Source organism: Aeromonas sp. 55A (assembly GCF_051919665.1).
Lineage (GTDB): Bacteria > Pseudomonadota > Gammaproteobacteria > Enterobacterales > Aeromonadaceae > Aeromonas > Aeromonas veronii.
Genome location: NZ_JBQBEH010000008.1, coordinates 850,885 through 868,448, shown reverse-complemented (window position 1 = coordinate 868,448; position 17,564 = coordinate 850,885). Strand labels below are relative to the sequence as shown.

At 55.7% G+C, this 17,564-nt stretch carries 16 protein-coding genes; 8 read left to right on the top strand and 8 right to left on the bottom strand.

Going from position 1 to position 17,564, the window contains the following annotated elements; genetic code table 11:
• Window positions 1–20 precede the first annotated feature (20 nt).
• Window positions 21–2,420: a ribonuclease R gene (rnr, locus tag ACTG2G_RS07975; RefSeq protein WP_439985352.1), complete on the top strand. Its 2,400-nt coding sequence runs from the start codon at window positions 21–23 to the stop codon at window positions 2,418–2,420.
• A 217-nt stretch (window positions 2,421–2,637) separates the two neighbouring features.
• Here the strand turns inward: rnr and ACTG2G_RS07970 are convergent, their stop codons facing one another.
• The 3 genes from ACTG2G_RS07970 to ACTG2G_RS07960 all read right to left on the bottom strand — a co-directional run bounded on the left by ACTG2G_RS07970 (window position 2,638) and on the right by ACTG2G_RS07960 (window position 5,247).
• On the bottom strand, window positions 2,638–3,276 hold the full coding sequence (locus ACTG2G_RS07970) for a hypothetical protein (protein WP_421330544.1): 639 nt from the start codon (window positions 3,274–3,276) through the stop codon (window positions 2,638–2,640).
• 81 nt (window positions 3,277–3,357) lie between these two features.
• Window positions 3,358–4,152, bottom strand: a complete 795-nt coding sequence (locus ACTG2G_RS07965; protein ID WP_407957558.1) for a hypothetical protein — start codon at window positions 4,150–4,152, stop codon at window positions 3,358–3,360.
• A gap of 144 nt (window positions 4,153–4,296) precedes the next feature.
• A complete protein-coding gene (locus tag ACTG2G_RS07960; RefSeq protein WP_407957557.1) occupies window positions 4,297–5,247 on the bottom strand; it encodes a hypothetical protein in 951 nt (316 codons plus the stop codon).
• Between the two features lie 900 nt (window positions 5,248–6,147).
• Here ACTG2G_RS07960 and rlmB point away from each other — a divergent pair.
• From rlmB to ACTG2G_RS07945, 3 genes are all read left to right on the top strand, one after another.
• The gene (gene rlmB / locus ACTG2G_RS07955) at window positions 6,148–6,897 is read left to right on the top strand and encodes a 23S rRNA (guanosine(2251)-2'-O)-methyltransferase RlmB (protein WP_201902524.1); all 750 of its coding nucleotides are present in this window, start codon (window positions 6,148–6,150) and stop codon (window positions 6,895–6,897) included.
• 2 nt (window positions 6,898–6,899) lie between these two features.
• Window positions 6,900–7,472, top strand: a complete 573-nt coding sequence (locus tag ACTG2G_RS07950; protein ID WP_439985351.1) for a Crp/Fnr family transcriptional regulator — start codon at window positions 6,900–6,902, stop codon at window positions 7,470–7,472.
• A gap of 189 nt (window positions 7,473–7,661) precedes the next feature.
• The gene (locus ACTG2G_RS07945; RefSeq protein ID WP_047434518.1) at window positions 7,662–8,117 is read left to right on the top strand and encodes a GNAT family N-acetyltransferase; all 456 of its coding nucleotides are present in this window, start codon (window positions 7,662–7,664) and stop codon (window positions 8,115–8,117) included.
• A 72-nt stretch (window positions 8,118–8,189) separates the two neighbouring features.
• On the opposite strand, the gene srmB is transcribed toward ACTG2G_RS07945, so the two are convergent.
• Complete coding sequence (srmB, locus tag ACTG2G_RS07940) at window positions 8,190–9,413, bottom strand: ATP-dependent RNA helicase SrmB (protein WP_058059701.1); 1,224 nt, start codon at window positions 9,411–9,413, stop codon at window positions 8,190–8,192.
• A gap of 119 nt (window positions 9,414–9,532) precedes the next feature.
• Between srmB and ACTG2G_RS07935 the strand changes: the two genes are divergently transcribed.
• From ACTG2G_RS07935 to brnQ (ACTG2G_RS07925), 3 genes are all read left to right on the top strand, one after another.
• Window positions 9,533–10,243 (top strand): tRNA1(Val) (adenine(37)-N6)-methyltransferase, encoded by a 711-nt coding sequence (locus tag ACTG2G_RS07935; RefSeq protein WP_439985350.1) that lies wholly within the window; start codon window positions 9,533–9,535, stop codon window positions 10,241–10,243.
• Window positions 10,244–10,434: 191 nt separating this feature from the next.
• Window positions 10,435–11,739 (top strand): branched-chain amino acid transport system II carrier protein, encoded by a 1,305-nt coding sequence (brnQ, locus tag ACTG2G_RS07930; RefSeq protein ID WP_439985349.1) that lies wholly within the window; start codon window positions 10,435–10,437, stop codon window positions 11,737–11,739.
• Between the two features lie 449 nt (window positions 11,740–12,188).
• Window positions 12,189–13,466 (top strand): branched-chain amino acid transport system II carrier protein, encoded by a 1,278-nt coding sequence (gene brnQ / locus ACTG2G_RS07925; RefSeq protein ID WP_421386913.1) that lies wholly within the window; start codon window positions 12,189–12,191, stop codon window positions 13,464–13,466.
• A gap of 73 nt (window positions 13,467–13,539) precedes the next feature.
• On the opposite strand, the gene ACTG2G_RS07920 is transcribed toward brnQ (ACTG2G_RS07925), so the two are convergent.
• Genes ACTG2G_RS07920 through zur form a run of 3 tightly spaced genes read right to left on the bottom strand, consistent with a single transcriptional unit; the run spans window position 13,540 to window position 14,684 of the window.
• Entirely contained in the window at window positions 13,540–13,770 is a 231-nt protein-coding gene (locus ACTG2G_RS07920) for a hypothetical protein (protein WP_005335809.1), read from the bottom strand.
• 4 nt (window positions 13,771–13,774) lie between these two features.
• Window positions 13,775–14,236, bottom strand: a complete 462-nt coding sequence (locus ACTG2G_RS07915) for a chemotaxis protein CheX (protein ID WP_005343179.1) — start codon at window positions 14,234–14,236, stop codon at window positions 13,775–13,777.
• The gene (gene zur, locus ACTG2G_RS07910) at window positions 14,226–14,684 is read right to left on the bottom strand and encodes a zinc uptake transcriptional repressor Zur (protein ID WP_005335805.1); all 459 of its coding nucleotides are present in this window, start codon (window positions 14,682–14,684) and stop codon (window positions 14,226–14,228) included. The genes ACTG2G_RS07915 and zur overlap by 11 nt, the downstream gene beginning before the upstream one ends.
• Window positions 14,685–14,821: 137 nt before the next feature.
• On the opposite strand from zur, the gene dusA reads away from it, so the two are divergent.
• Window positions 14,822–15,808 carry a tRNA dihydrouridine(20/20a) synthase DusA gene (gene dusA / locus ACTG2G_RS07905; RefSeq protein WP_124928509.1) on the top strand — a complete coding sequence of 329 codons (987 nt, stop codon included), beginning with the start codon at window positions 14,822–14,824 and terminating at the stop codon, window positions 15,806–15,808.
• Between the two features lie 63 nt (window positions 15,809–15,871).
• Here the strand turns inward: dusA and ACTG2G_RS07900 are convergent, their stop codons facing one another.
• Window positions 15,872–17,431 (bottom strand): methyl-accepting chemotaxis protein, encoded by a 1,560-nt coding sequence (locus tag ACTG2G_RS07900; RefSeq protein WP_439985348.1) that lies wholly within the window; start codon window positions 17,429–17,431, stop codon window positions 15,872–15,874.
• Window positions 17,432–17,564: the final 133 nt, after the last annotated feature.

Below are 17,564 nucleotides of genomic sequence, written 5' to 3'. Positions count from 1 at the left end.
ACCTACCCTAAGGCCTGCTTATGTCTCAAAAAGATCCTTTCCTCGAACGCGAGGCCGAAAAATACGATAACCCCATCGCCAGTCGCGAGTTGATCCTGGAACTCATCAAGGGCCATGAAAAGCCCATGTCCCGTGAAGAGTTGGCCAAGGTCCTCAAGCTGAAAGATGAAGAGCCGTTGGAAGCCTTGCGTCGTCGTCTGCGCGCCATGGAGCGTGATGGACAACTGGTATTCACTCGCAACCAATGTTATGCCCTGCCGGATCGCCTGAATCTGGTCAAAGGTTATGTAATCGGCCACAAGGATGGCTTCGGTTTTCTGCGTCCGGAAGGTGGTGGTCCGGATCTGTATCTGAACAACCGAGAGATGCAACGCCTGATGCATGGCGATTACGTGCTGGTGCAACCGACCGAGATCGACCGCAAGGGTCGTCAGGAAGCGCGTCTGGTGCGCCTGCTCAAGTCCCGTGAGGCAGACATTGTCGGCCGTTACTTCGTCGAGAATGGCGTTGGTTTCGTGGTGCCGGATGACAGCCGTATCGGCCAGGATATCATCATCCCGGAAGGGGAAAACAAAGGGGCTCGCCAGAGCCAGGTCGTGGTTGTGCGCATTAACCAGCGCGCCACCTCCCGCATCAATGCCGTCGGCACCGTACTGGAAGTGCTGGGCGAGAACATGGCGCCGGGCATGGAGATCGAAATTGCCCTGCGTACCCACGGTATCCCGCACACCTGGCCGGAAGAGGTGACCAAAGAGGTTGCCGGTCTCGGCGAGCAGGTGCCTTCGACGGCCAAAGAGGGCCGCATCGACCTGCGCGCTCTGCCGCTGGTGACCATCGACGGGGAAGATGCCCGTGACTTCGATGACGCCGTCTTCTGTGAAGCCAAACGTGGTGGCGGCTGGCGCCTGTGGGTTGCCATTGCTGACGTCTCCGCTTACGTGAAGCCCGGCACGGCGCTGGATGCCGAAGCCTATCAGCGCGGCAACTCCGTCTACTTCCCCGAGTTCGTGGTGCCCATGCTGCCGGAGGTGCTCTCCAACGGCCTCTGTTCCCTGAACCCGCAAGTTGACCGCCTCTGCATGGTGTGCGAGATGACCATCTCCGCCGCTGGCCGCATGTCCGGCTACAAGTTCTACGAAGCGGTAATGAACTCTCACGCCCGTCTGACCTACACCAAGGTTGCCGCGATCCTCGATGGCGATCCCAAGCTGCGCCAGCAGTATGATCCGCTGGTGGGCCATATTGAGGAGCTCAACAACCTCTACAAGGCGCTCAAGCATGCCCGTCACCAGCGCGGTGCGGTGGAGTTCGAGAGCGAGGAGACCCGCTTCATCTTCAACGCCCAGCGCAAGATCGACCGCATCGTGCCGCTGGTGCGCAACGATGCCCACAAGATCATCGAAGAGTGCATGATCCAGGCGAACGTGGCTGCTGCCCGTTACATCGAGAAGAACGAAGCCGCCGCCCTGTTCCGGGTGCACGACCGTCCGGGCGAAGAGCGTCTGACCGGTTTCCGCGATTTCCTGGCCGAACTGGGTCTGGAGCTCAAAGGCGGTCTCGAGCCCGAGCCGAAAGACTTTGCCGAGCTGGCCGCCAAGTTTGAAGGGCGCCCGGATGCGGAGCTGCTCTCCACCATGCTGCTGCGCTCCATGCGTCAGGCCATCTATCAGGCCGACAACATCGGTCACTTCGGTCTGGCGTTGAAGTCCTATGCGCACTTCACCTCGCCAATCCGTCGCTATCCCGACCTGATCCTGCACCGGGCGATCAAGTACCAGACTGCCAAGGAGCAACAGGGCAACCTGCGCCACAAGTGGACCCCGAGCGGTGGTTATCACTACCAGCTGGAAGAAGTGGACCCGATGGGCGAGCACTGCTCCATGACCGAGCGCCGTGCCGACGATGCCACTCGCGACGTGGCCGACTGGCTCAAGTGCGAGTACATGCTGGATCACGTGGGTGACGAGTTTGACGGCGTTATCGCCAGCGTCACCGGCTTTGGCTTCTTCGTGCGTCTGGCGGAGATCCACATCGATGGTCTGGTGCACGTCAGCACCCTCACCAACGACTACTACCAGTTTGATCCCCTGCACATGCAGCTGATCGGCGAGAACTTCCGCCGCCGCTACCGTCTGGGTGACAAGGTGCGGGTCAAGGTGATGGGCGTGAACCTGGACGATCGCAAGATCGACTTCGTGATGGTGGAAGAGCCCCTCAAGATCACCGGCAAGAACGCCAAGCAGGCGGTGCGCAAGATGGCCGAGATCAAGAAAGAGAAGGCCAAGAGCGCCGAGCGCCACGAAAAGCGTAAAGAGAAAGATGGCAAGGAGAGCGGCAAACCCGCCAAGGGTGGCCGTGCCAAACCCAGCAACAGACGACCGGGCAAAAAAGCTCGCGATAAGGTGAAGGCCAAGGGGTAAGCCCTCGGCAATGGCCTGGGGCCGGCGACTTGGGGCTAGGCTGTAACGGGCTGATGCCTCGGGTTAACTTCACTAGTGCCCGATAGTCCTGACGACGAAAAAAATCCGAACCCTGCTACCGGGGGTCGGATTTTTTATGGTCAGCGGAAAAGGGGAGGGGCTTAGATTCTGGGCTGAGTTCGGCCAAGCTACGTGCCTGTGGCTAGAGACCGTTATATCAATGCTTAAGTAGTTCGAACAATATTTGACCATATTTGTTTCGATTGTATATAACACCACCTGAATTTTCGTCTTCAAACGAACCACCATTCATGCCACCAAAGCTCAAGAAACCAACTTTATATAACTCACTCGCTGTCAGTTGGTCTTTTGCACACCCATCCTCAAAAACCAATATATACTGGAGATCACTATAGAACGTACGTTCGATCATCAGGCAAATTCGAATAGCATCGTCGTAACTACATGCATTCATGAAAAGTCTTTCAAATACCTTAGCGTACAACTCAAACTTTCTATTATCATCAACTTTGTCGATAAGGGACAAAATGGTTTCACCAAACCGTTCTCTTTGCTTAGGTTCTAGCATTTCTTCTGCAATGAACTTTAAGCGAGCTTCTTCGTCAGTTTTATTCAACTCACTTAAAAAGGTGACAAGCTTTTTAACATATTGCCTTTCTCGTACCGCAACACCAGTTTGGTACAAGGCAAGCGCAGTCCCTACGACAGGTAGATCTTTAAGTACACCATCTTCTAGTACCGAGTCTATTGCAATTTCAGCCAATTCAGTTCCGGTACCACTCATTTGCTGCCCCATAGTGCTTACCAACGATTCTTCTAAACTCAGTTTATTCATGTCGTTCTCAAAATGCTCTGTTATTGATGCGTTGCTTTGTTAAGGGGCGGCGAAATACTGAAGTTGCCGCATGCCACCTTATTAACTGGCGGACTTATCCCATATCGGCTCGTAATGTTTGTGCAATAGAGCGTCCAGAAAGATTTTTAACCGCATGATTAAGTCAATATCTACTTGCTCGGCTAGCTGACACTGAGCATGCATAACTTCACTACATCGAGCCGCATAAATTCGGTCAAAGTCATTTAAGATAAGATCATTGAAACCAAAATCTGCCAGTATAGCTTTGAGCTGCCTTTTTTCATTGTGTAATCTTTTTTTATTCAAGACTTTAACTGTGCAAAAGTACTCAAACGCTCTATAGAAACTAGCGAATGATTCAATCGTAAAGTTAATATTGAAAAAATTATTATGTAGAGAGTAAATGCCTTTGATGTACTCGCTTATAAATACATCATCTTTTTCGCTTGCTAGCGCTAACATTATTTTCAATGAGCGCCACACTAATTCAGAGGATATATCAATTTTCTCCTCGTCGTACAAATAGTCAGTTCCTTTATGTAACATCAAGTAGTTCTGTAGCTCATCTGGCTTTTCTGAATAAAAATATGGTACGGGAGATACCATTTGGAAATCCCAAGAAAAATGACCCATTGTCGCTACATTTAAAGCTACAAGGTAAAAGGAAATTATTGAATGAGATCGAGCGACAAAAGCTTCTTTCTCCTCTCCTTCAACACTCTTGATACTTAAGGTGAACGCATCTTCTGTAACTTGAGAGATTTGAAATGAATAGCGGTCCTTAGAAAACAGTTCAAATGCACTATCGGTAAGCACATGATGGTGACTTTTTATTCTTGTATTCAGATACATCATAACTCCAAACTAATTTACCACTAGCCAGTTAACGCCCTGTTAAGGTGTGAGCAACGCAATACCGAAGTTGCTAACATCACCTTATACACACAAGCTATCGCACAGTGAGAATGCCAAGCGTTGTGAATCCCTCTGAACAATTTGTTACATGACATTTAAACAGTGCTGCTTTTGGATGGGCTGGTTAATGAACTCCTGAAGTTCATTCATTAAATCAGTGCTATCGTCCCAGATAACATCTTCATCTCTGAGCTTTTTAAGCAATTCTTTGATAGAAATAATCTTAGTCAGTATCGCTTTAATTGATTTGCAAGTGTTAATTTCACGGTCTTCATAGCAACGATAACGAATACCAAACTGTTGTACATACCCATAATTCTCGTCATATACATCTTCAGGCTGACATTGAGATATATATTTCCGTTTAATATCTTCTGCGCTTGAATATTCAGGGTGAAGAATAAGGAATTCATTCAGAACTTCCGGCTTATTAAATGATAGGTAGCACAATAATGACTCATTTAATCGAGTGCTAAAGTCACAGTTTTTTGTGGCTAAGTTATAAAGTCTTAATACTTTATCATATAAAAAATCACAATACTGAACTAATAAGCAGTCTCTTTTAAATGATTCAATTTCAAGAGACGCCTTTGAGTGTATAAAACAAAGCAGCGTGTCGATATACATGTTACACTCTGGTGTTATATCTCGAATGACATTACCTATCTCATTAATATTCCTTACAAACGAAGGAATTTTTTCATTAACTCTCAATTGAATTGAGTTGAGCATTTCATTTGCAAAACTTGCAAGCTGAACGTTTTTTTGTAGCTTTATATCCTTAATTGAATACGTCGATGCATCCGCCCAATAATTAATCAGGGAATTATATTTTCTGGTTAACTCTTCATCTCTATAATTTTTATGGATGCTATAAAGCGTATTAATTACTGGAGAGAAATCAGGCAAAACAACAATATTATTTGACTTCGGCGTAACCAAGTCAAAAAACTCCGGAATAGTTACGCCTTCGGATAAGTATCCAATCTGTCCATTTTTCTTTCTTAATGCTAATAACAGCTTTGTTTCTTTCATATCTTATTCCAACCAAATAACTTCTTTGTTATGTAATAGTGATTAGATGGAAGACGGTACTAATTCGTTAGCAAAGAGTTCCATATAACCCCATAACATCTTGATCGCCGAAAAGTAAAAATAATTATGAAATCAAACATTACCAGCTCACCTAATGTACCTGAGCGTATTCGCTTGACTTCCTCTTTTGCGCCATCATTACGACTGTATAAAAAACAGCTCATGGGGTGCTTATGGACGGCGCGGCCAAGCCACGGCGGCGTGAGCCGCTCAGAAATGAACATAAGGCCGTCACCATGTTCAGTGATCGCGCCACTCGTGCTACTCGCCTATCCATTCCATTCGGCAAGGCTACCGCACCCTGAATTCCAGCTTCCAGTCTGCTGCTTTTTACCTGCGTGGTTTCGCTGGCCTGGCTCATGGGTGACTCCGACGAGGCTGTTGCCAAACGGCTATGTTAGCGAGCGATGCTGGAGAGGGAAGCGGGAGATGATAGTTTTCTGGGCAAGATCAATAAATTAGTCATCCTGAGCCGTGTTGAAGTCGAACATCCACAACGAAAGGGCTGATCTCCAAGGGCTGAAATTGGGACCGCTACCGTGTTGAGCGTCGCGTAGCGAGTCCACTTAGTCACTGCCGGGCAGGGTACTGTCCTCCTGCAATCAGCCAAGAGTAGGGTCAGGTGCGCCATTAAGGATGATGGCGCCGCCGGGTCAAGAGGCCTGTCATAGTTTCGGAGCTTGGCCGAGCAGCTTCCTCCTCCCTAGATGCCGGTCTCTCTGGTATGATGCGTCATCATTTAGCGACCGGTGACGACGCCAGCATCATGGTGGTCAGGCTGCCGGTACGGCCTTTTTTCTTCGGGGCGCATTTATGCGACCCGACCTACGGATCTTGAACATGAGTACTGAACTGATCTACGGCATTCACGCTGTATCCGCGCTGCTGGAGCGCACTCCCGAGCGCTTCATCGAAGTGTGGGCCCTCAAGGGGCGGGATGACGACCGGCTGCAACCCCTGCTGGCCGAGCTGGAGTCCCTCGGTCTCAAGGTGCAGAGCGTGAACCGCAAGACCCTTGATGACAAAGCGGAAGGCAACAATCACCAGGGCATCATGGCCCGGGTGAAAGAGGCGCCGAAGCTGGCCGAGCACGATCTGGCCAGCCTGCTGGACGAGCTGGCGGCACAACAGAACCAGCCCTTCCTGCTGGTGCTGGATGGCGTGACCGATCCGCACAACCTCGGCGCCTGCCTGCGCAGCGCCGATGCTGCCGGGGCTCATGCGGTCATCGTGCCGCGGGACAAGGCCACGGGTCTCACCCCGATCGTGCGCAAGGTCGCCTGTGGCGCCGCTGAAGTGGTGCCGCTGATTCAGGTCACCAACCTGGCCCGCACCCTGCGCGAGCTGCAGGAGCGCGGCGTCTGGATCGTCGGCACCGCTGGCGAGGCCGATCACGATCTCTATCAGGCCAAACTGACCGGCCCGATGGCGCTGGTGATGGGTGCTGAAGGTAAAGGCATGCGCCGTCTGACCCGCGAGCACTGCGACGAGCTGGTGAGCATCCCGATGGCGGGGGCGGTATCCAGCCTCAACGTCTCGGTGGCAACCGGTGTCTGCCTGTTTGAAGCCGTGCGTCAGCGCCGCGCTTGATCATGCTGACTGACAGACCCCCCTTCGATTGGGCGCAGGTCGCAGATAAAGAGGAGGCCGCGCGCCTCCTCTCTTTTGCCCGCCCGCTGACCCTCAGCCCGAAAAGCTGCCTCTGGCACGCCGGTGACAGCCCGGATCTGCTGGTCAGGGTGGAGCAGGGGCTGCTGCGGGCCAAGCTGGTGCTGGAGGATGGCCGCGAGTACATCAAGGAGTTCTACTGGGAGGGGGACGAGTTTCTCGACTTCCACCACCTGCTTAGTGGCGATCCGGCCCGCTACAGCGTGGAGGCGCTGGAACCCTGCCATCTGCAGCTGTTCAGTCTGGCTGACCTGCGCCAGCTGCCCGGCTGGCCGCGCTGGTACCAGCACCTGCTGGAGGTGCAGCTGCGCATCAAGGAGGAGAAGGAGCAGTTGCTGCTGACCGGCAGCCCGCAGACGCGTTATCAGCACTTTCTCGACAGCTTTCACGCACTCGATGCCAGAGTGCCGGATCACCAGATCGCCGCCTATCTCGGCATTACTCCCATCAGCCTGAGCCGCATTCGCAAGCGGTTGAGAGCGCTGAACAAGGAGTAGTGTCGCCGAGGCGCCATGAGGGGCTGTGTTGCCACCAGATTTCAGACCTTTCATAGAGCCCGTCTCGGCATTACGCCAGCCAGTCAGTCTGAGCCGCATTCACAAACGGCTGAAAGAACTTAACAAAGGTTAATGCAGGGGGCGGGCGCCACGATTATGCTGGCAGGCCGAACTGATAAGGAGTTGCCGATGAACTGGATCCTGAAACCCTGGTCTGAACTGACCACTGACGAGTTGTATGAGTTGCTGGCGCTGCGGGCCGAGGTGTTCGTGGTGGAGCAGACTTGCCCCTTTCAAGATCTGGACGGGCTCGATCGCCGCGAAGGGGTCTGGCACCTGCTCGGCTATCAGGGTGAGCTGCTGGCCGCCTATGCGCGGATCATGGCGCCCGGCATCGGCGACGAGAGCGGCGCCGCCATCGGCCGGGTGGTGACCTCACCCAAGGCGCGCGGCGGCGGTCTCGGTCACCAGCTGATCGGCGAGGCGGTCAAGGCGTGCGAGGCGCGCTGGCCGACTCACAGCATCTGGCTGGGGGCGCAGGCCCATCTGCAAGGCTTCTATGGCCAACACGGTTTTGTGGCGGAAGGGGAAGGCTATCTCGAAGACGATATCCCCCATATGGGGATGCGCAGAGTGGTGGCATAACCACTTGTCAGAGTGATTCAGAATGCAGAAGGGCCATCCCGCGGGATGGCCCTTCTCTTTATCGCCAGGAGATCACTTCTTCTTTTTCTTCTTGGCGGACTTCTTCTTGTCGACCGGCTTTTTCTTCTTCACCGGTACCCGCGCTTCCTTGTGTTTCGGGCGCAGCTCGTCGATCACCCGGCGCTTGAGGCGCTCTTCGGTGTAGCGTTCGATCTTGGCGACCATCGCCATGTCGTGGGCTTCCACCAGGCTGATGGCACAGCCACGGTTGCCGGCGCGGCCGGTACGACCGATACGGTGGACGTAGACATCGGCGCCGTAGGGCATGTCGTAGTTGATGACATGGCTGACGTTCGGCAGGTCGATGCCGCGGGCGGCGACGTCGGTGGCGATCAGGAAGGGTACTTCCCCTTCGTGGAACTTGCGGATCGATTCGATACGCTTGCTCTGCTCCATCTCGCCACGGATCCAGGCGCAAGAGATACCTGCAGCCTGCAGCTGGCCGGAGAGCTCCGCCAGACGCTCGCGCGTCTTGACGAAGATAATGGCTTTCTGGGTTTCCGGATCTTTCAGGATATGGGTCAGCAGCGCCAGCTTGTGGGTGGCGTCATCGGCCAGATGGATCCACTGGGTGATGGGGCGACGTTCGCTGCGGGGCGGCTCGGCGTGCAGCTCCACCGGATCCTTGAGGATCTCGTTGGCGAACTTCTCAAGGCCGGCCCCTTCCAGGGTGGCGGAGAAGAGCATGGTGTGCTTGCGGTAGCGCGCTTCGGCCACGATGCGGTTCACATCCTTGATAAAGCCCATGTCCAGCATGCGGTCCGCTTCATCCAGCACCAGCACTTCGATGTCGTGGCTCTCGAACTCCTCTTTCTCGATGTACTCGAGCAGACGGCCCGGGGTGGCGACCACGATGTCGGTGGTCTTGGTCAGAGCAGGCAGCTGCTCTTCATGGCTGACGCCGCCGATGATGGTCTCGATGCTGAGGTTGGTGTGAGCCGCCAGCGCCTTGGCGTGGGCGGTCACCTGCAGAGCCAGCTCGCGGGTCGGGGTCAGGATCAGCATGCGGCAGGGGCCCGGCTTGCGGCGCGGGAAGTCCAGCAGGTGCTGGAGTGCCGGCAGCAGGAAAGAGGCGGTCTTGCCGGTACCGGTCGGTGCGGATGCCAGAATATCGCGGCCGTCCAGGGCTGGCTCCAGCACCATCTGCTGGATGGTGGTGGGGCGGGTGAATCCCATCTCGGCCAAGGCCCGGTTGAGGGCTGGGTGCAGGTCGAAATCATCAAAGGACTGGCTCATGGCAATACTCGGTCATTAAGGAAACGGCAGATTATAGGCGATTATCTCGTCGGCTCCTATTGGTGAGTGTGTCTTAGCCGCTATAATCGCCCACCATTTTTGCAGATGACGGGGGCCAGATGGGACGTAGTCGCGGATTTACCTTCAAACAGTTCCATATCAATCACGATCGCTGCGCCATGAAGGTAGGCACCGATGGCATTTTGCTCGGTGCCTGGGCGCCGGTCGAACAGGCGCGTCGAGTGCTCGATATCGGCACCGGCAGCGGCCTGATCGCCCTGATGCTGGCCCAGCGCAGCAGATCTGACTGCCGTCTTGATGCGGTTGAGCTGGATATTAATGCGGCCAGTCAGGCGCGGGAGAATGCGGCTGCTTCTCCCTGGGCCGATCGGGTGACCGTCATAGAGGGTGCCATTCAGGATTATCAGGCCGACCCTTATGATCTTGTCGTCTCCAACCCTCCCTATTTCTTGGCAGGCCAGTCATTTAGCGATCCGGCGCGGGCGTTGGCCCGCCATACCGGCGCCCTCGACAGCCACGCATTACTGGCGGCCTGCGATCGTTTGCTGAGCCCGAACGGGCAGGTGGCGCTGGTGCTGCCGACGGCGATGGCTGATGAAATTTTATGCATTTCGGCGAATTATGATCTGCATGGCATTTGTTATACAGCTGTTATCACCAGAGAGGGTAAAGAGGCAAATCGTGTTTTATTGCTACTTGGCAGAGGATTAAACAGGTGTGAGAGGGGTGAAATTGTGATCCATTCTGCTGATGGGGCCTATTCCGACAGATATATCCAACTGACCAACCCCTTCTATTTGAAGATGTAAATTTCGTCTTGAACTATTTTTTCACGCCATTATGCTGGTTCCAGATCGAGCGCCCGCTCCAGACCAGCTAAAACCACTGGTTGCGATGAAAAAACATGCGGGGCTCTTTTTTTATACCCCCTGAACACACCCGGTCAGCGACCGATAAAAACTATAACAAGCAATAATTTACAAGACAGACGAGGTTGAACTTGACGAAATCACTCACATTGTCCGATGTACTCGGATTAGGGTTTATGACCTTCGCCTTCTACCTGGGCGCCGGTAACATCATTTTCCCGCCGTTGGCCGGTTACATGGCTGGTGAGCACCTCTCCTTGGCGATGTTTGGCTTCCTGGTCACAGCCGTGGGCCTGCCTCTGGTGACCATTCTGGCCGTGGCGAAAGCCGGTAACGGTTGGGCTGGCATGACCAAACTGCTGCCTGCCGGTGTCGCGACTGCGCTGGCCGTTGCCATCTATATCATCATCGGCCCGGCTTTTGCCGCGCCCCGTACCGGTCTGGTTGCCTATGAAATGGGCCTCAAGCCATTCATCGGTGACATGGGGCAGGCGGGTCTGGCGGCCTATACCGTGATCTTCTTTGGTGTGGCCATTCTGGTCTCCAGGAACCAGGGCAAGCTGATGGACGCCATCGGCAAATACCTGACTCCGGTACTGATGCTGCTGCTGCTGACTCTGGCGATCGGTGTATTCGTAGCACCGCAAGGCTCCATGCCTGATGCGTCCGGTGACTATCAGAACAGCCCCTTCGTGAAAGGGATCCTGGAAGGCTACAACACCATGGACACCCTGGCGTCCCTGATGTTTGGCGCTCTGATCGTCGATCTGCTGCGCCAGAAAGGCATCAACGATTACAAGAGCCAGTTCAAGTATCTGGCCATTGCCGGCCTCATCTCTGCCGTTGGTCTGAGCGTGGTGTACGTCTCCCTGTTCCAGCTGGGCAACACTGCGGCCGGTGTGGCGACCGATGTCAGCAACGGTGGCGCCATCGTCAACGCCTACGTACTGAGCCTGTTTGGTCAGCCGGGTCAGTTCATTCTGGCGGCCATCATCACTCTGGCTTGCTTCACCACTGCCGTGGGCCTGATCTCTGCCTGTTCCGATTTCTTCCACAATCTGACCGGCATGGCTTACAAGAAGCTGGTGGTGTTGCTGGGCGTTATCTGTGCCGTGGTGGCCAACGTGGGTCTGAGCCAGTTGATCAGCCTCTCCATTCCGGTGCTGGTTGCCATCTATCCGGTTGCCGTGGCGCTGGTACTGGTCACCTTCCTGAAGGGTTATTTCGGCCGTCCCCGTCTGGTGTTCCGTGGCGTGTTGATGGTTGCCTTCCTGTTCGGGTGCCTGGATGGTCTGGGTGCTGCCGGTATGAAGATGGATGCGTTTGCCTTCCTGCCGCTGTTCGACAAGGGCCTCGCCTGGCTGATGCCGACCCTGCTGGCCTGCGTAGTTGGCGTGATGGTGCGTCCGACCGAGATGGCTGCCGAAGCTGCCTGATCACACCTGATGTGATATTGCCAAGAGCCTGCCCCGTGCAGGCTCTTTTGTTTTTTTGTGAGCCTCGCATTTCACCTCGCTTTGCTGCCGTAATTGTCACCGTACGCAGATAGCACCTGAGCAGCCGTATTTGGCCGCTATAACCTGTCCCCCCTTCTCACCTCCCATACGCCACATGCGACACCTGTTTATGGAGCGCTGAGTTATTCGGCGATTAATTCCACAGCGGTAAATTGTTTCAAGATATTAATTGGTGATTGAGATCGAACTCCTCTTCTTTATGCTAAAGGTGGTGCGCCTCATCCGGTCCGTGGGCCGTGTGGGGGAAAGAGGTATTGTTACCGGTTATCTGCCAGGCAGTGGGTGCAATCAATAACAAGCTGATAAGGCAGATGAGGTTGAGTTTGACGAAATCATTGAAGTTGTCCGACGTATTCGGATTGGGGTTTATGACGTTTGCCTTCTATCTGGGGGCAGGCAATATCATTTTTCCGCCGCTGGCCGGTTTTATGGCCGGTGAGCATCTGCTGGCCGCCATGTGCGGCTTTTTGCTGACGGCGGTGGGTTTGCCGCTGATCACCCTGATTGCGGTGGCCAAGGGGAGTTCGGGGGGCGGCGCGAGTGGCTGGACCGGAATGACCCGCTATCTGCCCGCCGGGGCGGCGACGGCGCTGGCCATCGCCATCTATATCATCATGGGACCCGCCTTTGCCATTCCCCGCACCGGTCTGGTCGCCTACGAGATGGGGCTCAAACCCTGGCTCGGCGATGCCGGTCATGAGGGGCTGCTGATCTACACCCTGAGTTTCTTTGCGCTGGTGATCCTGGTGGCGCTCGATCGGGGCAAGCTGCTCGATGCGGTCGGCAAGTATCTGACCCCAGCCCTGATGGCGATGCTGCTTATTCTGGCGGTCGGGGTCTTTATGACGCCGCAGGGCACCATGCCTGATGCCAGCGGTGAGTACATAGATGCAGCCCTGACCAAAGGAATGCTGGAGGGGTACAACACTATGGATACCCTGGCCTCCCTGATGTTTGGCGCCCTGATCATCGGGTTGCTGCGCCAGAAGGGGATCGAGGATTATCGCAGCCAGTTCAAATATCTGACCATCGCAGGCTTGATCTCGGCGGTCGGGCTGTCGGCTGTCTATATCTCGCTCTTTCAGCTGGGCAACAACGCCGGTGGGGTGGCGAGCGATATCAGCAATGGTGGGGCCATCGTCAATGCCTACGTCCAGAGTCTGTTTGGTCAACCGGGTCAGTTTATTCTGGCTGCCATCATCACCCTGGCCTGTTTTACCAGTGCGGTCGGCCTGCTCTGTGCCGGTGCCGACTACTTCCATGGCCTGACTGGCTGTGCCTATCGCAGCTGGGTGATCCTGCTGGGGGCGCTCTGTGCAGTGGTGGCCAATGTGGGGCTGAGCGAGCTGATTGGCCTCTCCATCCCGGTGCTGGTGGCCATCTATCCGGTGGCCATCGCGCTGGTGCTGGTGACCTTCCTCAAGGGATGGTTTGCCCAGCCACGGCTTGCGTTTCGCGGCGTGCTGACGGTCGCCTTTCTGTTTGGTTGCCTCGATGGGCTGGGGGCTGCCGGGATGGCGATGGACGGCTTTGCCTTCCTGCCGCTGTTCGACAAGGGGCTTGCTTGGCTGCTGCCGACTCTGCTGGCCTGCATCGTCGGCATCCTGGTGCGACCAAGCGGTAAGCTGGCTGCCGAAGCGGCTTGATTCAGAAACAACGAGATAGCAAAGAGGCCAGCAGCTGCTGGCCTCTTCTGTTTCTGCCGGATCCGTTACCGGATCAGATTTGCGGGCCTTTCGGCTTGGGTTTGCCCTCCAGACCATACCAGTGGGTTTCTACCCGTCCGGCATGCCACTCGAAGGTGCCCCAGGGCTGCTTGGCTTCCCAGCGCGGGAAGTTGATGAGCACCCGGTTATCTTCGTACTTGTAGAGGGAGGTGCTGATCTGAATGTCCGACAGGATCAACAGCAGGGCCCAGCAGATGAAAATCCATTTCAATGCTTTCCACATAGGGTTACTCGAAGCAGATTTCGATAGTGGCGCGACCGAAATCCGATTCGAACGGCATCATGATCTTGGTGCCATCGGCACGGTGGGTAATGGTGTGGTTGGGGCCGGAGACGATGATGGGGGTCGCCATGTCAAACTCGTAGCCCTTCTCGCCCAGCATCCGCTTGGCACCGCCGGTCACCATGTTGGTGATTTCGCCGACCATGTCGGTCACCTCTTCGTTGATGGAGGCGGGAGCTTCCCCCAGCATGCGGCGCATGATCTCCAGCGCCAGCCCCTTCTCGAAGCTGATGGAGAGGGAGCCACGGGTCTGCGGGCCGACCATGCCGATCAGGCCGGAGACGTCACCGCGCGCCAGCTCATCCATCTTGCGTTTCGGTTTGCCCGGTTTGAGTTCCAGCTGTGCCATGGTCGAGAGCACATTGAGCAGGGATAGCAGGAACGGATTTACAAAATCAGCCTTCATGATGACTTCCTACAGTGGGCGTACAACGGGCACATTGGCCATGTGCCTCTATCGTCTTATTGGTAATAGTAAAACCATGCAAGTGGGCCTGCTCGGAAAACGCGCTATCGATCGCCGTATCGTGAAGCTCGACCACATCCCCGCACTCGTCGCAGATCAGCAACTGCATCGGGTGAGCGTGATCGAAGTGGCAGCAGAAGATAAACGCGTTGAGAGATTCCACCTTGTGAGCAAAGCCCTGTTCGAGCAAAAAATCGAGTGCCCGGTAGACGGTTGGCGGCTTGGCATTCGCTTCGGTTTGTTGCAGCTGGGCCAACAAATCATAGGCGCTGATGGCGTTGCCGTGTGCCGCCAGCAGGCGAAATACCTGACGTCGGGTCGGGGTGAAGCGGATCCCTCGCTGTATACAGAGTCGCTCGGCTCGTTGTAAAAGTTGGTCTTGATTCATGATCGCGCAGATACCCTTTCTATTAGCCGGATACTATCACAGGGCCTCGCATGGCGCGGCGACAAAATTCATTTTCTGGGGCTGCTTCACGTTGTGATAAAATCCGCCCCTTTCTTTAGCCAACCCGGATGATTTTTATGCAGGCGCAGCGTTTTTCCATCGCCCCCATGCTGGACTGGACTGATCGGCATTGCCGTTACTTTCATCGACTGATGAGCCGCCAGACCTTGCTCTATACCGAAATGGTGACCACCGGCGCCATCATCCACGGCAAGGGTGATTATCTGGGTTACAGCGAGCAGGAGCATCCCATTTCCCTGCAGCTGGGTGGCAGCAATCCCGCCGATTTGGCCCACTGCGCCAAGCTGGCCGAGGAGCGCGGCTATGACGAGGTGAACATCAACGTCGGCTGCCCCTCCGATCGGGTGCAGAACGGTCGTTTTGGTGCCTGCCTGATGGGTGAACCGGCGCTGGTGGCGGACTGCGTCAAGGCGATGCGCGATGTGGTCGATATTCCGGTGACGGTGAAGACCCGTATCGGTATCGACGATCAGGACTCTTACGAGTTTTTGCAGGCCTTTATCGAACAGGTGCGCGATGCTGGTTGCGACACCTTCATCGTCCATGCCCGCAAGGCGTGGCTGAGTGGCCTGAGCCCCAAGGAGAACCGCGAGATCCCGCCCCTCGATTATCCTCGCGTCTATCGGGTCAAGCAGGATTACCCGGATCTCACCATCGCCCTCAACGGCGGTGTCACCTCCATGGAGCAGACTCTCGAGCACCTGCAACACGTCGATGGCGTCATGATGGGGCGCGAAGCCTATCAGAACCCCTACATTCTGGCGCAGGTGGACAATCTGGTGTTTGGTCAGAACAACGCCGTGCCGAGCCGCCACGAGGTGGTGCGGATGATGCTGCCCTATATCGAGCAGGAGCTGGCCAAGGGCAACTACCTCTCCCACATGACCCGCCACATGCTGGGGCTGTTCCAGAACATGCAGGGGGCTCGCGCCTGGCGCCGTCACCTGAGCGAGAACGCCTGCAAACCGGGGGCGGATATTCAGGTGGTGCTGGATGCCATGGCCAAGGTGCCGGAGTTTGCCGCCAGCGAGCAGGGCGAATAACTCTCCTGTCAGGCAAAGCGAAAAAAGCGCGTCAGTTGACGCGCTTTTTTGATCGCTGTCGCTTCAATATCTGAACTGGTTGATCAGCCGTGAGAGATCCTGCAGCCGCTCTACCAGCAGGGTGATGCCATCGAGGGCCAGCCTGCTGTTGTCGGCGGTGTGGCTGGCCAGCTGGTGGATCTGGTGTACCCCTTCATCGAGGGTCGCCGTGACGTCGGCCTGCTGACTTACCGCCTGGGCGATTTCGTCGCTGGTGCGGGTCACCTGCCCCAACATCCGGTTGATCTGGGTGAGCACATCGGCGGTGGTGCCCGCGTGCTGCTGGCAGCGCACCGAGGTCTGCGCCCCTTGTGTCATCCCGTCCGACAGTTGTCGTGTAGTCTGTTGCAGCGCCTGGATCATCTCGTGGATCTCGCTAGTCGAGGCACGGGTCTTCTGGGCCAGCGCCCTCACTTCATCCGCCACCACGGCAAAACCGCGCCCCTGTTCGCCCGCCCGGGCGGCCTCGATGGCCGCATTGAGGGCGAGCAGGTTGGTCTGGTCAGCGATTTGACTGATCACCTCCAGAATACCGTTGATCTTCTGGCTGTCGCTGGTGAGCTGGGCCAGCACGGCGTGGTTGGCATCCAGCTCCTGATGGAGTTGGTTGACGGCAGATCGGGTGGTCGCCAATGCTTGCAGCCCCTCGTCAGAGACCTGCTGTACCTCTATGACCAGATTGCTTGCCTCATGGGCACTGTGGGCCACATCGCGAATGGAGTGGCTCAACTCGGTGATGGCGGTCGCCAGCTGCTCGCTATGGGCACGCTGCTGCTGCAGATGAGTATCAATGGTCTGGATATTGCCCCGGTCATCTTCGGCTGCCTGCAGGATCTGCTGGTTGGTGTCGGCGCTGCGCCCGACCACGGCCTTGAGCTCGGCCTGCTTCATCCGCAGGGCCAGTTCGACGGCCGCCAGGGTGTCGCGCCGTCGGGTGTAGAGCACCTGACAGAGGCGGGTTCCCTTGTCTTGATCGGCAAGGGTGAGCAGATGAGCCAGCCGTTGCTGCAATCGCCAGCCGTGGGTTGCCTGTGCCAACAGCAACAGGGTGGTGGGCAGCAGCCATAACAGGTTGCCGGTGGCAAAGGTAGCAAGGGTGGTGAACAAGGCAGAAACGGAGAGCCAGAGGGTCAGCCGACCCGGTTCAATGTGAAAGCGGCTCAGCCAGGGAAGCGCCTTGCCGCTGCGCAGCAGGCCATAGAGCTGCTCGGCCCAGGCCACATCGCTGGCGGCGGGTTTAGTGCGCACTGACTGGAACTCGACGATCTCCTTCTGCGCATTGAGGATCGGGGTGACGTAAGCGTTTACCCAATAGAACTGACCGCTTTTGGCGCGGTTCTTGACCAGCCCCATCCAGCTTTTGCCCTGTCGCAGCCGCTGCCACATGTCGGCGAAGGCCACCTTGGGCATGTCGGGGTGTCGCACCAGATTGTGGGGCACCCCTTCCATTTCGGCCGCACCATACCCGGCCACATCACAGAAGTGCTGGTTGGCATAGGTAATATGACTGGCGGGATCCGTGGTCGAGATGAGTGCGATGTTGTCGGGGAAGTGTATCTCCCCCTCCTGATGGAGTTTGGTCATGTGTCGTTCCTGAAAAAGCCAAATAACTGATAAATATATTTTTTATTGTCGTTCTCAGTTAATCATTCTAAGGCTCTTCAGTGCCCCGAACTTGGCTTGGGTCAATTAATCAACACAATGAATTGATGAAGTG

Coding starts and splice junctions, on each gene's coding strand:
- rnr (WP_439985352.1), top strand. CDS start 21: ATGTCTCAAAAAGATCCTTTCCTCGAACGCGAGGCCGAAAAATACGAT.
- ACTG2G_RS07970 (WP_421330544.1), bottom strand. CDS start 3,276: ATGAATAAACTGAGTTTAGAAGAATCGTTGGTAAGCACTATGGGGCAG.
- ACTG2G_RS07965 (WP_407957558.1), bottom strand. CDS start 4,152: ATGATGTATCTGAATACAAGAATAAAAAGTCACCATCATGTGCTTACC.
- ACTG2G_RS07960 (WP_407957557.1), bottom strand. CDS start 5,247: ATGAAAGAAACAAAGCTGTTATTAGCATTAAGAAAGAAAAATGGACAG.
- rlmB (WP_201902524.1), top strand. CDS start 6,148: ATGAGTACTGAACTGATCTACGGCATTCACGCTGTATCCGCGCTGCTG.
- ACTG2G_RS07950 (WP_439985351.1), top strand. CDS start 6,900: ATGCTGACTGACAGACCCCCCTTCGATTGGGCGCAGGTCGCAGATAAA.
- ACTG2G_RS07945 (WP_047434518.1), top strand. CDS start 7,662: ATGAACTGGATCCTGAAACCCTGGTCTGAACTGACCACTGACGAGTTG.
- srmB (WP_058059701.1), bottom strand. CDS start 9,413: ATGAGCCAGTCCTTTGATGATTTCGACCTGCACCCAGCCCTCAACCGG.
- ACTG2G_RS07935 (WP_439985350.1), top strand. CDS start 9,533: ATGGGACGTAGTCGCGGATTTACCTTCAAACAGTTCCATATCAATCAC.
- brnQ (WP_421386913.1), top strand. CDS start 12,189: ATGACGTTTGCCTTCTATCTGGGGGCAGGCAATATCATTTTTCCGCCG.
- ACTG2G_RS07920 (WP_005335809.1), bottom strand. CDS start 13,770: ATGTGGAAAGCATTGAAATGGATTTTCATCTGCTGGGCCCTGCTGTTG.
- ACTG2G_RS07915 (WP_005343179.1), bottom strand. CDS start 14,236: ATGAAGGCTGATTTTGTAAATCCGTTCCTGCTATCCCTGCTCAATGTG.
- zur (WP_005335805.1), bottom strand. CDS start 14,684: ATGAATCAAGACCAACTTTTACAACGAGCCGAGCGACTCTGTATACAG.
- dusA (WP_124928509.1), top strand. CDS start 14,822: ATGCAGGCGCAGCGTTTTTCCATCGCCCCCATGCTGGACTGGACTGAT.
- ACTG2G_RS07900 (WP_439985348.1), bottom strand. CDS start 17,431: ATGACCAAACTCCATCAGGAGGGGGAGATACACTTCCCCGACAACATC.